Genomic DNA, 13,747 nt, shown 5'->3' with positions numbered 1-13,747 from the left:
ATGGCACCACGACCACGTGAACTGACGCCCGAACGTTCGGCTCGCGATCTGTTCGGATCAGAGATGCGCCGCTTTCGGGAGGAGGCGAAGATGAGTCTCGAAGGCCTGGGGAGCGTGGTGAGGTACTCGAAGAGTTCCCTGGCCCGCTTCGAGACGGCGGAAATCATGATCCCGCCGGACCTACCGGCCAAGCTGGACAAGGCGTTCGGTACGGATGGGATCTTCCGGAAGCTGTACATGCTGGCCCGCAAGGAGATCCACCCGGATCAGTTCCGCCGGGTGTTGAACCTTGAGACGCGCGCGCAAGTGATTCAGCAGTACGTAGGCCAGATCATGCCGGGTCTGGTGCAGACCGAGGCGTACGCGCGTGCTCTGTTCGAGATGCACAACCCAAGGACCACCTGCGACGAGATCGAGGAGTTGGTCACTGCTCGTATCGGTCGGCAGGCACTGCTCCACACCGATCCCGCACCCGACCTCTCCCTGATCCTTGACGAGGCGGTGCTGCGACGTTCCTACGGCGGTCCACTCGTCATGCAGGCACAACTGGACCGACTGCTCGATCTGACGCTCACGCCCACGAGCACCGTGCAGGTTCTCCCATTCGCGCACGGGGGACATGCTCTGGCAGGTGGCTCGCTGAAGCTGATGACGCTGGATGATGGCACCCAAGTCGCCTACGAAGAGAGCATCTCGTCAGGGACACTGTTCGAGGAGAAAAATCTCGTCGCGAGTCGCCTCCGGGCCTACGATCTGCTTAGGGCATGCGCCCTGTCACCGAAGGAAACGGCGGTGATGATCCGGACCACAATGGAGGCACTTACCTCATGAGCACCATCGCGAACTTCTCGCAGGCCGAGTGGGTTAAGTCGTCGTACAGCGGCAACGGCGGTGACAACTGCGTGGAGTGGGCGCCCTCCAACATCGCCACCACCGGCACCGTCCCGGTCCGTGACAGCAAGAACCCAACCCACCCCGGACTCACCCTCGCGGCCACCGCCTGGACCGCGTTCGTCACCTACGCCGCGACCCACAACGTGACGTCCTCCTGAACCCCGCCCCACATGTCATCGCGTCTAAATTTGATGAGGGCATACGCCCTGTCGCCGGAGGCGGTGATGATCCAGTCGGCCATGGAGGGACTAACAGCATGACCACCACTCCGCACCGTACGCATTCGCACTGGGTCAAGTCGTCGTACAGCGGCAACGGAGGTGGGAGTTGCGTCGAGTGGGCGCCCTCCAACATCCCCACCACCGGCACCGTCCCGGTCCGTGACAGCAAGAACCCAACCCACCCCGGACTCACCCTCGCGGCCACCGCCTGGACCGCGTTCGTCACCTACGCCGCGACCCACAACGTGACGTCCTCCTGAACCAGCCCGACCCCAGCCGCGCAGTAACGCTTCAGTTGTTGGTCATCTCCCCGTCTCCTGCCCGCCATACAGGCGGGAGGTTCGAGCGCGTAGCGTCCGGCGTTCGAGTTGATCAACATCCCTGGGGGGAAACATGCGAGCCGGTGTACGAATCGTGAGCCGCACAGCGGCGATGGCCATCGCGCTTGTGGCAGCAGGAGGAGCGACCGTCGTCCCGGCGATGGCAGCTCCGACGGCCGTCACCCGTGTCGCACTGCCACCGGCGCCGACGGGCCTGGCGTACAGCTATGACGCCGCCACCGAGCAGGCGACCGTCACTTGGGACCCGAAGGACCCGGCCGACACGGTGACGACCGGCTACCGCGAGGGCGGGTGCAGCGGGCCCTCGCGATCCGACGGACCGTGCTTCGTCCGGGCGTCGGGGCCGCTGCTGACCGGTAACTCGTTCACGTTCCAGCACTCTGCCACCGCAACGACCTACTTCATCATGTGCGCGGAGAACTCGGTGTTCCAGCGCACTTGCTCAGCGATTCTCACCATCACGAACTGACGCGCTCCACCCACGAGTGCACCCGAGGCCGACCCGTGGCGAACTCGTGAACAACAACACCACCCCGGCCGGGTCCACACGGCCGGGGTGGCGGGCGTACTCCTCGACCACCACGAGGCGACAAGCTGGCTCCCCCCATCCAACTGACGGCCCGTAGTGTCGAGACCCCCTTACGACGGGCCCCGCCCGTCCAGGCCAAGCTCCCCGCTCAGGTCGAGGTACCCACTCACGTCGAGGTCCCCGTCAGGTCGAGGTCCCCGCTCCCCGCGACCGTCGCCACCGCGGCCAGCGCCTGCCACGCCTGCTCGGGATGCCGGGTCTCCTGCGGATCGCCGTTGAAGGGATCGAGCACGACGGTGTCGGAGCCGAGCAGCCGGAGCTGCTCAAGATCGTCACGGATCTGCTCGATCGTGCCCTCACCCAGCAGCCGCCCGTCGTCCACCACGGGCGTCGGCGTGACCCGCAGCGCGATACGCGGCACGAGCGCGGGCACCGGCCGCCCCTCCTCCGCGGCGATGCCGGCCAACCGCTCCACCGCACCCCGCAGCCAGGGCAGGGTGATCCGCAGCGGATGCCACCCGTCACCGAGCCGTACGGACCGCCGCAGGCCCGCGTCGCTGTTGCCGCCGACCCAGATCGGGATGCGCCTGCTGCCGTAATCCGCCTCGTCGGCCCAAGCTTCCCGTACGGTCCGCAAGTACTCATCGGTCAACGCCCCGCGCCGCCCGAAAGGCACCCCGAGCGCCTCGAACTCCTGCCGCGCCCACCCGACCCCCACCCCCAGGACCAGCCGCTCCCCGCTCAGCCGACTGAGATTGGCGGCCATCCGGGCAACGAGCAGCGGGTGCCGGTAGGGCACGATCAGCACAGTCGTCCCGAGCCGCACCCGCCGCGTAACCCCGGCCAGCCAGGACAGCGTGGTGAACGGCTCGTAGAACGGCGCCGGATACTTCTCGGCCACATCCGGCGTCACCGCGACATGGTCGGAGACCATCAACAGGTCGTACCCAAGCCCCTCAACGGTCTGCGCCCAACTACGCAGCATCCCCGCATCGGTCCCGGGCCCAAAATTCGGAACATTCACACCAAGTCGCATAAGCGCAAGGCTATGCGCTGCCGCGAAAGCGAATCGCGATTGCGGGTAACCCCAGGGGGATATCCCCCTGTTGGCCCACCGGGACGCCGGATGTTCCCGGGCGGGCCGATAGACGATCGTCAATTCCCTGGACGCACGCCGCGTCCAGGGGAAGGAAAATGTGCGACACCCAAATTCCAAAACCGCTACGGCAATCGTGGCTCTCGCCCTTACCTGCGGGGCGATGGCGCCCGCCGCAGCAGCACAACGGCCGACCGCCGACGGCCTCTGGCGTGTGGAGGGCTACGGCACCGTCCTGTCGATCGCGGACGGCAGGTTGCAGGAGTACGAGACGTCGGCGGTGAGCTGCCTGAAGGGCGACTCCGCGAAGCGAACGGCGCGGGGCGTCTACACCACCCCTGACGGGATGGTCCTCACAGTCCGGCCGACAGGGTCGCTGCATCTGGACGGCTCGGCGGGGGACAGAGCGTTACGACGGATCGCGGCGCTCCCGGCGGCCTGCGAGCGGCCCACATCCACCGACCCGTTGACGACGTTCGATGTCTTCTGGCAGTCCTTCGAGGACAACTACCCCTTCTTCGCAGCCAAGGGCATCGACTGGCACGCCGTCCGGGACACCTACCGGCCCCAGGTGCACGCCGACACGACCAGGGACGAACTCTTCTCCCTCTTCAGCGAGATGGTGAAACCGCTGTACGACGCGCATGTCGCCGTCGTCGACGGGCGTCGCGTCTTCGCCGAGATCCGGCCGGGCACGACTGTGCCCGGCGAGGAGCTGGACACACAGATCAAGAACTACGTGGAGCGGCGCGACCTCAAGGGCGAGAAGCTCCAAGAATTCGCCGGAAGCCGGATCAGTTACGCGGATCTGCCCGGCGGACAGGGCTATCTACGCATCTCAGGATTCGTCGCATACAACACCGAGGACGACTCGTACGCCGCCCAACTGGCCGAACTGGACCAGGCGCTGGCCGCCATCCTCACCGCCGATCGCACGGCGTCCCTCAAGGGACTGATCATCGATCTGCGAATCAACGGCGGCGGCTACGACACCCTCGGCCTGCACATCGCCGAGCGCCTGACCGACACCCCGTACACCGCCTACCGCAAGCGCACCCAGTACACCCGCCCGCAGCCCATCCCCGTAACGCCTGCTCAGGGCACCCCCCGCTACACAGGTCCTGTCGCCGTCCTGACCGGCGGGACAACGTTCAGCGCGGGCGAGACCTTCACCCAGGCCCTCATCGACCGGCCCGGCAGGACCGTCCGCATCGGGCAGAACACCCAGGGCGTCTTCTCCGACACCCTGGACCGCGCACTCCCCAACGGCATGGCGATCTCACTCCCGAACGAACAGTTCCTGACCCGAGAGGGACAAACCTTCGACGGCGCCGGCATCCCACCACACGTGCGCACGCCGGTCTTCACCGACGAGGAGTTCGCCAAGAACCGCGACTCAGCCTTCGACACAGCGGTCGCGATGCTCCAGAACTAAGGCGTGTTCGCCGACGCGGACGGCGGCAGGGAAGGCACGCGGCGCTTCGCCTTCACGCGTCCAGACTTCACTCCTTGCACGTGGCTGCGCGCTATCCCGGAACGACTTGATCGAGCGGGCAGGCGTCCTGTCCTCCGAGAAGCTCAGCGAGATTGAGGATGCTCTGCCTCTCGGGGGACAGGCGAAGGAGCGGACGCTCTTGACAATCACAAGGCTCAGCCAGATAGCGAGACAGGAAAGCCACCAGTCTCGGACGCCCCGGGTAGACGGAGAAGCAAGCAACGCTCCCGATGGCGCGATCGGTCTCGTCCGCCCAGGCATCCCGTACGGTCCGCAGGTACTCGTCGGTCAACGCCCGGCTCGGCCACATCCGGCGTCACCGCGACATGGTCGGAGACCATCAACAGGTCGTACCCGAGCCCCTCAACGGTCTGCGCCCAACTACGCAGCATCCCCGCATCGGTCCCGGGCCCAAAATTCGGAACAATCACACCAAGTCACATACGCCCAAGACTAAGTTCCGCCGCACCCACTGTCTGAGCGCGCACCACCGGATCGGTCCTGTCTTCCGCCGAGACCAAGACGCCGCTGGAAGCCCTCAATCTTCTCGACGAATGCCCAGGCTTCCTCAACCTCCTCTTCGTCCACGGCGCCTGCGCCCCGATTCGAGGGCAGGTCCAGCAGCCTTTCCAGTCGTCCATGCATATCCGCGTAATGCTCTTGGAGAACCAAGAGGAAAGAATCGCCGTAGCGCGCCGACGCCGAGGCGGAACCCTCCCCCACCTTGAACCCGAAGATCGATGTGCGGCCGGCCCCCAACTCGTCCAGGTGGTAGCAGATAACAGAGTCTCCGTGCCGGGCGGCTGGATCGTAAAGGCGCGCGAGCGGAACCAGCCGACGGTCAACCGTATAGGTTTTCCGCTCGAACTGACCCCTGGAATTCGGTGTCTGCGAAGGGCCTCCTTTTTCGAGCGGTACGGCCAGCTTCCACGGCAGGTTGGTGAAGTCCATCGGCAGACCGAGCGTCAACGGTCCCGTCTCGGCGATCAGAAAGAATTCGTCCGGGAATTCGACCCCGTAACAGTCAAGAAGTACCCGCTGCGAGTCCTTCCCGGTCTCGTACAGCGCTCTCGCGAGCCGGGCCATCGATCCATAGTCGTCGCGCGACGCCTCCGAGCGCAGCCTCTCAAGCGGTTCACCGGTCATCATCCGGCCCTCTCTCCCTCTGCTCCGCTTCACTCATAATCTGCCCCAAGAGATCATGCAGCTTTGCCCAGATGGATCTCAGCTCGTCACCGGTCATCGTGGCGATGATCTCCCGGGTTACCTCCTGCGCTTTACCAAAGGCCGCCCTGCTCTCGGGTTTTTGAGTGAATTCCTCACTCTTCTTCATTTCTGCGGCGGCCGCATCCAGATTATCCAGTCGCTTTTTTACCTCCTGGCTCCCCATAGTCAGGGCGGGATTATCTGCCATGAGCTTGGCGATCTCCTCGACCTCGACGAATATGCGGTCCCGCAGCAGGATCTGATCAGATAGTTGCAGGCCCGGGTCAGCCTTCCGAAACTCTCTCGCAAGCGTCGTAGCGCTCATGAACGACTGCGACTGGATGATCGCCGCGTACATCGGGTGACGGCTACGGAGATTTTCCTTGAGGCCCTCCAGTTCCAGTTCCCCACGGGCGATCTTCGGTACGTCACCCTCATGGACGGTCAGCCCTCGGGTCGGGTCGTCGGGCAACGGGCTGGTGACCGTCCTCGCCCGCGGCACGTAAACCATGGAGAAATCGTCGCCATACGCCTCCATCAGGTTGTTCCTGGCAGTGCGGCCCTCGGCCGCGCCGATCCCGTAGAGCGCACCCTGCGAGGCAAGGATTCTTTCCGCCCAGCCTTGCTGGAAAACACCGTCCCCGTGTTGCTCGTCGTGAGCCTTGATGAGCATGTTGGGCTCGCTCGGGTAGAGCATCCGCGTGTGCAGCTTGGAGATGGCGACGCGGATGGCCCGGTCGGCTTCGTTGGCCCACTCTGTGAGCTGCTGCGTCCGGGAGCCGGCCCGCTCCTTCCAGTCGAACCCTTGGAAGGTGTAGCCGCCGATCGTGAGCAGAGGATCACGGCTGAATTCATTCAGGATCTGGTCGTAAACGGTCAGCACCCCCTGCCCGTCCGGTGTTGTGACCGCACCGTCGGCGTCCTGGCTGACAATGTGGACACGCTTGTTGAACTTTGAAATGATGCTCACTGCTTTCTGTGTGTACGAGGAGCCCAGAACCTCCTCGCGGAACACCCCGTAGGGCAGTTTCTCGCCGTCGCGCCAGTTTCCCTCCTGCTGGAGAGCCTTTTCCCGTTCCTCACCCTCCAGTTTCTGGAACGCCGCTCGCACCTCCCCGAGGGTAACCGCGCCTCCTTTCTTGCTGTCCCGCCTCCAACTGGGTGTCCACTGGAAGCCGAACGCGGCCATGCGCAATCCTTCTGCCTGCTGAATCCTGCCCACGGCCCCCACCACATCCTTCGCTCCCTGCTCATCACGCTCCGGATCGACCCGTTTGAACGTATTGACGCCGGCCACCACAGCGGTTCTGGTCAGAGCGCTGTTCGCCTGGCTCGCACCCTCCCACGCCACATCGGCGTAGCGCGAAGCCATGTCCGGCTGCACCTCTCCGGGTTGCGCCGCCATGTTGATGACAAATCCGGCTGTGGCATCCTTTGCGTGCATCGAAGCGTCGAAATCTTCCAGGAACTCCTTCGCACCGGGGAGAAGCGTGATGTCGACCGTCGCCCTGGCCGTTCCGATCTTGTACGGGAACGCTTTTCCCTGAAGAGGGATATTTCCCTTCTTCTTTGTCGTATTGGGAGTGACGTGGATGGTGGTCCGGACCTGTTTGTCCTTCTCAGCACCTCTGTAGGACTCCATCTCGATACCGAGACGCAGCCCCTTCGCCTTGCTGTCCAGGCGGCTTTGCAGGCTCTGTTCGAGGCGCCGCCCCGTCTCGACCTTCTGCTGGTAATCGGAGCGCAGATCGTCCGATTCACCCTCAGGACGATCGAGTTCGCCGAAGGCCTCATCGACCAGGGAGCGGTTGAAGGCGGACAGGTCGCGGGCGGCGTACCAGCGTTCGCCGTTCTCCCCGAGGGCTACCCAGCCGCTGCCCTCCTCCGCGACGGCCCGTCGAATCCCCTTGCGGGCCTGGGCTTTGATCCGCCAGGTGGTGCTCCCGACCTCGACGACCTCCAGCTTGACCGTGACTCCTCCCTGGCCGGTCTGGACCGTTCGGAGCGCCGAGTCGAGGTCGCCCGAGCGGACGACCTCGGCGGCACACAGCCGACTGGCAGCGTTCCACCCCTGTTGTGCCGCGCGCCGGGCCACCGCGCGTGGATCGGTATCTCTCTTGTCCCTGCCCCTGTCCCTGCCTCGGTTCTTGTCATCCTTGCCGGATTTCTTCTTGAGCTTCGACCAGAGCTTCTTGCCTGCCTTGGCGATGAAGGCGACGATCTTGTCGATCGCCCTGTTCACCGGGCGGCCCACCGCGTGGAACACCGACTTGACCTTGTTGGCCAGGCCGCCGATGCCCAGGAGTGAGGCCAGGAAGCCGATCAGGAGGGGGACGCTGGAGGCCAGGGCCGCTTCGACCAGCTTGGGGACGCCCGCCGTGCCGCCGTTGGCTATGGCTATGACCGCGTCCAGGATCGCGTTGACGAAGTCGACGATCTGGGCGCCCTGGGTCACGATGAACGTGACGATGTCGATGATTCCCTTTACCGCCCTGACGAAGGCGGAAGCGGGGTTGAGGAGCGAGACGATCCAGGTGATGCCCGCGATCAGGACCGTGGGGATCAGGTAGGACGTCAACTGCTTGAGGATCGTGGCCTTGAGGTCGCCCGCCTCCGCCTGGATCTCCTTCACCGCGCCGGCCGGGCCCTCGCGGGCGAGGTTCTGGGCCACCGGGACCGACTGTTCGACCGCGGTCATCGCCTTGTCGGGGACGCCCTTGCGGGTCACCCGGGCCCGGATGTTCGCCCAGGTCAGGCCCAGCAGTGAGCCGATGATCTGGATGATGCCCTTGAGGTCGAACCGCTGGGGCAGCTCCAGGCCCGCCTTGACCGCCGTACCCAGCAGCCAGGACACCACGCCCGTCTTCAGGTGGTCGGCGATGTTGGTGATGAAGAGCTGGAGGCCCGCACCGACCGCCCTCACCAAGTTGCCGAGGAAGCCGATCGGGTCCTTGATGATCTTCATGATCGCCGAGGCGGCCTTGGCGAGGATGCCCAGGAGGAGGTTCTTCAGCTCGTTGATCGTCTTGATCGCGCCCGCGATGGCGTCCTTCGCCTTGTCGACCAGGCCCTTGTTCGCGTCCTGGAGCCGCGTGATCTCCTCGTCGACCTTCTTCAGCGCCGCCGTGTACTTCGTCGCCAAGTCCTGCACGAGCTGCTTCGACTTGTCATCGACCTCGGTCTCCAGGTCGTCGAACTTCCCCGCGAAGTCCTTCGCCGCCTCCGCACCGAACTGCTTGAGATCGGCGGGGAGTCGGTCCACCTCCGCCTTCAACTGGCTCCGGCCGGTGGCGATACGGGCCTTCGCGCGGCCCAACTCCGTACCGATCGTGTCGGCGACCGACGAGATGACGCCCTGCATCCGCGCCACATAGACCTTGCGGGCCTCCTGGTAGAGGTCGTTGGCCTCCTTCGGCATCCCCAGCAGCTTGTCCTTGGCCCACTTCAGGCCGCCGGTCATGCCGGAGTACCGCTTGTCCTTGTACGCCTTCATCCGGCGTTTGTGATCCGCGGTGAACGCGTCCCGCGCCGCCTTCTCGCCCGCCGTGAACGCCGTGTCGATCTTCTTGTCCAGGCCCGACAAGATCCCCTCGACGTCGGACTTGGTCCCGTCGTAGACCTTCTGAAGCTTGGCCGTCACCTCGGCGCGCTTCTTCTCGTCCTTCGACTTCGTCTCGCCCTTCCCGCCGTCCACCTGCTTGCCCGCGGCGGTACGGGTCGCCGCCAGCGCGCCCATCGCCTGCGCGCCCGACGCGGCGGCGCCCGCCTTGGCCGCGCCGAGCTGATCGTTCTCCGCCGCCCTGCCCTTGGCGGGGGCCTTCGCCGCGTCCGTCTCCGCCGCCTTCTTCGCGGACAGCGCCTGGTCGAACTCCGGCTCGTTCCCCTTGGCCAACTGCTCCTCGGTGACGTCCGCACCGGCCAGTTCCTTGTTGTTGGCCTCGGGCCCGCCCGAGAAGTCCGTCACCGCCGCAGGCTGCTTCTGCGGTACGGCGCCCGCCGCGTCCGGGGGCGCCGGGGTGCCCGGCGGGTGGTCCGGGGTCATCGGCGTGACCTGTTTGTCCTTCGCCGCCGAGGTGTCCGGCGGCGCCTTCGTGGTCGTCTCGATGTCCTTGGCCGACGACTCCTTGCCGTCGGTGACCTTCCCGTCGACCTCCGACTTGATCTTGTCGGCCTTGCCCGACCCCGCGAACTTGTCGGCCTCGTCGAGGTTCTTGGGCGCCTGCGCCTCGATCGCCTGGTTCACCGCGGCGATGAACGCCTTCTTGTCGAACTCGCCGGGCTTCGCCGCGTTCATCTTCTCCGCGTTCGCGGCCTTGCCCTGCGCCTCCTTGTCGTCCGGAGGCGCGACCGCCGCGTCCTGCGCCGACTTCGACTCCCCCGCTGCGGGAGGGTGCGTCGCCACCTTCTGCTTCTTCGCGGCGACGTCCGCGGTCACCGCCCGGAACCCCGGCGCCTGCTCGGGCGGTACGGCCACCACGAGGGCGGGGGCGGGGGCGGGGGCGGCAGCGGGAGCGGCCCCGGCCCCCGGCGCCTCTGCCAGCCGTTGCGCCGTCAGCAGCCGCGCGACGGCGGCATTTCCGGCCCGGACTTGCAGGCGCTGGACGCTGCGCCGGTCGACACCGGAAGCGGGTCGGTCCACCCCGGAGGCAGGTGAGGTGGTGGGGGCTGCCGCGGAGGTAGGGGGTGCCGTCGTCGCGCGAGACACACTCGCGCCGGCGGCAGGCGTCTCCTTGCCCGCAGCCGCCTTCATCCGCCGACTCCGCCGACTCCGCCGGCCGCGCCGCCACGTATCCCGGACATGGCCACCACCGTGCCCGGTCCGCCGCTACGGGCCGGATGACGCCGATGCCACTACACGGTGCGTCTTCCCGCGCACCATCGGGTACGCCGGGCTGCCCTTCCGGGCAGACCTCACCTTCACCCCGTAAGGATCTCCGCCAGTCGCGCTCTTTGGGCGAGGGCCACCGACATCGGCCGCCCGGCGCTCTGACCGCCGTCGATGACGAGGTCGAGACCGTTGACCATGCCTGCCGCGTCGCCGGCCAGCCAGAGCATCGCATCCGCGATGTCGTCAGGCGTACAGGCGCGGGGAATGGCCTGCGGAGGCTTGAGCTCGTCCCAGGCGGATGCCAGCGCCCCCATCCCCGCATCTGCCTCGGCGTGGTCAGCACCGGCGACCTTGGCGAAAATGCCGGTCATGACAAAGCCCGGGGAAACGCTGTTCACCCGGATGCCGTGCTCGCCCAGCTCGATCGCGCCGTAGCGGGTGAGCTGGATGACTGCCGCTTTCGAGGTCGCGTAGTCCAGCCCCGTCCAGCCGGCAATCCGCCCGCTGATGCTGGTGGTGTTGATGATGCTGCCGGACTTCTGCCCGATCATCTGCCGCGCCGCGTATTTCATGCCGAGGAGCACGCCGTCAACATTGACCGCCATCGACGCCCGGAACGTCTCAAGGTCGAAATCGGCGATACTCGACAAGTTGGCCGGCCGCCCGGCGTTGTTGACCATGACATCCAGGTGGCCGTACCGGCCGACGGCGTGATCGATCAGCGCCTCGACGTCCGACTCGACCGACACGTCGGTACGGACGAAGTCCGCACCGTCACCGATGCCCACCGCCAGGGCCTCGCCTTCGTCCTCCCGACGCCCGGCGAGGACCACGCGCGCGCCTTCAGCGGCGAATCGCTGTGCCGTGCGAGCCCCGATACCGCTGGTGGCGCCCGTGATCACGGCTACTTTGCCGTTCAGGAGACCCATGATGCTGCTTCCTTCTGCGAGGCCCGAGGCGCGAGCTGCGGCTGCGGCTGCGGCTGCGAGCTGCGAATAGCGAGTAAGTGACCGTTATGTCCTCCCCCGGCTCCACTATCGCAATCCAGCTCCCCGGACGCCGTCGCGGCGCGCTGTCGCTCGGGTCGCGGGGCAGCTCGAAGGGGGACTGCCACGCTTCCTTCACTGATCAGTGAGCGGAAGGAGAGTTGGCGATCGTGTCCAGCGCCGCGACCAGCGCGGGGCTCGCGTGGTCGCGCGTCTCGGCGGCCTGCTCGCGGGTGTATCCGCGCGGCACGCTCTCGATGAGCATGATCAGGTAGAGGTAGCAGCGGTACAGCGCGACCCGCAGCCGGGCGCCGTCGTCGAACTCCGCGTTCCTCCCCGCCGAACGGTAACCGGCCAGCAGCGCCGCGTCGTCCTCCGGCGCCCCGAACAAGTTGAGCGACACGAACTCCGCCAACGGGTCGCCCCAGAACATCCGTTCGCCGTCGATCAGCCCGGAGAGCCGGAGCGCGCCCGGCTCCCCGGACAGCAGGATGTTGCCCTGCCACAGATCGAAGTGCACCAACGCGGGTACGGTGACCGCGTCCAACTCCGGTGCCGCCGCCCGCATCAGTGTCCGTACGCGGTCCACCCGCACCGGAAGCCGACAGGCGAACCGGCTCGCGTCCGCCAGCACGGCGTCCAGCATCGACGTGAACGCCCGCCGCCAGGTCCGCGCCGTCGGCACCGCCCCCGAGGGGTAGCCGAAGTAGGGCGACGGGCCCGCCACCGTATGCAACTCCGCTACGGAAGCGCCCAGTTGGCGGCGGAGCCGGGCATGCTCCACGTCCCCCACCGCCGTCCCGTACCACGGCTGCCCCGGGCACTCGGACATCAGCAGAAAGCCACCGCGCACCACGGACCCGTCGGGGTCGCAGTGCAGGACCTTCGGCACCTGTACGTGTGTGCCGCGCGCGGCGGCCCGGTAGAACTCCGCCTCGTTGCGCAGTAGATTCGCCTCGTACGTGAGGCGCGCGGTGCCCGGCTCGGGTGGCAGTTTGAGGATCAGCCGGTGCGGGCCGGCGTCGTTTCCGCCGCCCGGCGCTGCGAGAGTCTCGCGTAGGTGCAGGCGGTACAGCGTGTTGTACGTACCGCCCGGCAGCGGCTCGCACCTGACCGCCGACGCGTGGGCCGCGTCCAGCCCGGCCGCGTCCAGGATCAACGCCAGCCTGTCCCGGTCGATCGCCCCAGCACCCCTACCCATACTCACCAGAGAACCCCGTTCCAGCCCCGCGATCCGCTCTCCGCCCACTCCCGAACCCGCTGACGCGGGACCCGGTGCTACACGCCCAGCCTGCCGTCGATCCGCTCGCGCAGCAGGTCGGCGTGGCCGTTGTGCCGGGCGTACTCCTCGACCATGTGCACCAGCAGTTCGCGCAGCGAGAGCTTTCCCGCCCAGTCGTCCGTACCGACAAAACCGAGGTCAGGCGTATCGCGCACAAACTGCTCGGCGAAGGCGACCTCCGCCCGCCACAGCCGCCACGCCTCCTCGACGACGTTGGGGTCCGGCACCGCGCCGTCGAAGTCCGGGTCGGTGGCGGTGGCGTCGACGAAGAGCGGCGGTGTCTCCTGCCGGTCCATCACCAGCCGGAACCACCGCCGTTCCACCTCGGCCAGGTGACGCACGATCCCGAGCAGCGACAACGTGGAGGGCGGCACAGCCCGCCTGGCCATCTGTTCGGCGTCCAGGCCCGCGCACTTCATCTCCAGAGTCAGCCGCTGGCGCCGCAGGTAATTGACAAGCGTGGCCCGCTCGTCGCCCAGGGAAGGACCGCCCTTGCGGGGGTCATCGGCGGGGCCGAGAAACAAGTCCGCGCGTCTGCTCAGGCTCATGCGCGCAAGCATGGCGACCCCAACGGGGGTTCGCCACCGGTTTGTCGGACGAGGAGTTGCCGGATACCGGCGGTGGGAATCGCGGCGCCGAACGGCGCGGGCTCGGGGGGTGCGTGGGGAGGGTCGGTTGGGCGGGTGTGGTGGGCGCCGATGGACGCGGGAGGGTAGTGGGTTGCTGGCTGATCGGGCGGGGTGCGGGGTGTTTTGGGGTGCGGGTTCAGGCGGGGCGGTCGGGGTGGGCCGGGACCGTGATAGCGAGGGTCGGGCCGCCCCTTGATCTTGATTTTCGCGGTTCCGGGGTGGGCGTCAAGGGCGCTCCTT

General features: G+C 66.9%; 11 protein-coding genes and 2 pseudogenes. 6 read left to right on the top strand and 7 right to left on the bottom strand.

The window, feature by feature from the left end:
- From QR77_RS20570 to QR77_RS20555, 4 genes are all read left to right on the top strand, one after another.
- Positions 1-831 carry a helix-turn-helix transcriptional regulator gene (locus QR77_RS20570; RefSeq protein WP_040023504.1) on the top strand — a complete coding sequence of 277 codons (831 nt, stop codon included), beginning with the start codon at positions 1-3 and terminating at the stop codon, positions 829-831.
- The gene (locus QR77_RS20565) at positions 828-1,052 is read left to right on the top strand and encodes a DUF397 domain-containing protein (protein WP_040023503.1); all 225 of its coding nucleotides are present in this window, start codon (positions 828-830) and stop codon (positions 1,050-1,052) included. Before QR77_RS20570 ends, QR77_RS20565 begins: the two co-directional genes overlap by 4 nt.
- Positions 1,053-1,150: 98 nt before the next feature.
- Positions 1,151-1,375, top strand: a complete 225-nt coding sequence (locus QR77_RS20560; RefSeq protein ID WP_040023502.1) for a DUF397 domain-containing protein — start codon at positions 1,151-1,153, stop codon at positions 1,373-1,375.
- A 154-nt stretch (positions 1,376-1,529) separates the two neighbouring features.
- A complete protein-coding gene (locus QR77_RS20555; RefSeq protein ID WP_150130418.1) occupies positions 1,530-1,925 on the top strand; it encodes a hypothetical protein in 396 nt (131 codons plus the stop codon).
- 226 nt (positions 1,926-2,151) lie between these two features.
- Here the strand turns inward: QR77_RS20555 and QR77_RS20550 are convergent, their stop codons facing one another.
- The gene (locus QR77_RS20550) at positions 2,152-3,021 is read right to left on the bottom strand and encodes an LLM class flavin-dependent oxidoreductase (RefSeq protein ID WP_040023499.1); all 870 of its coding nucleotides are present in this window, start codon (positions 3,019-3,021) and stop codon (positions 2,152-2,154) included.
- 223 nt (positions 3,022-3,244) lie between these two features.
- Between QR77_RS20550 and QR77_RS20545 the strand changes: the two genes are divergently transcribed.
- A complete protein-coding gene (locus tag QR77_RS20545) occupies positions 3,245-4,516 on the top strand; it encodes a S41 family peptidase (RefSeq protein WP_052488926.1) in 1,272 nt (423 codons plus the stop codon).
- A gap of 30 nt (positions 4,517-4,546) precedes the next feature.
- Positions 4,547-4,742: pseudogene (locus tag QR77_RS48865) on the top strand (type II toxin-antitoxin system PemK/MazF family toxin); the annotation flags it as partial.
- Between the two features lie 133 nt (positions 4,743-4,875).
- Here QR77_RS48865 and QR77_RS48860 read toward each other — a convergent pair.
- From QR77_RS48860 to QR77_RS20520, 6 genes and pseudogenes are all read right to left on the bottom strand, one after another.
- Positions 4,876-5,007 (bottom strand): annotated as a pseudogene (locus tag QR77_RS48860) (LLM class F420-dependent oxidoreductase); the annotation flags it as partial.
- Positions 5,008-5,029: 22 nt separating this feature from the next.
- The gene (locus QR77_RS20540) at positions 5,030-5,725 is read right to left on the bottom strand and encodes a hypothetical protein (protein WP_040023497.1); all 696 of its coding nucleotides are present in this window, start codon (positions 5,723-5,725) and stop codon (positions 5,030-5,032) included.
- Positions 5,712-10,421 carry a hypothetical protein gene (locus QR77_RS48855; protein WP_236710745.1) on the bottom strand — a complete coding sequence of 1,570 codons (4,710 nt, stop codon included), beginning with the start codon at positions 10,419-10,421 and terminating at the stop codon, positions 5,712-5,714. Before QR77_RS48855 ends, QR77_RS20540 begins: the two co-directional genes overlap by 14 nt.
- 278 nt (positions 10,422-10,699) lie before the next feature.
- Positions 10,700-11,539, bottom strand: a complete 840-nt coding sequence (locus tag QR77_RS20530) for a glucose 1-dehydrogenase (protein WP_040023495.1) — start codon at positions 11,537-11,539, stop codon at positions 10,700-10,702.
- A 199-nt stretch (positions 11,540-11,738) separates the two neighbouring features.
- On the bottom strand, positions 11,739-12,797 hold the full coding sequence (locus QR77_RS20525; protein ID WP_052488925.1) for a phosphotransferase: 1,059 nt from the start codon (positions 12,795-12,797) through the stop codon (positions 11,739-11,741).
- A 77-nt stretch (positions 12,798-12,874) separates the two neighbouring features.
- Positions 12,875-13,426 (bottom strand): DinB family protein, encoded by a 552-nt coding sequence (locus QR77_RS20520; protein WP_040023493.1) that lies wholly within the window; start codon positions 13,424-13,426, stop codon positions 12,875-12,877.
- Between the last annotated feature and the right edge of the window lie 321 nt (positions 13,427-13,747).

It is taken from the genome of Streptomyces sp. 150FB (genome assembly GCF_000818195.1).
In the GTDB taxonomy this organism is placed as follows: Bacteria; Actinomycetota; Actinomycetes; order Streptomycetales; family Streptomycetaceae; genus Streptomyces.
This window is presented reverse-complemented; position numbering and strand designations above follow the sequence as displayed.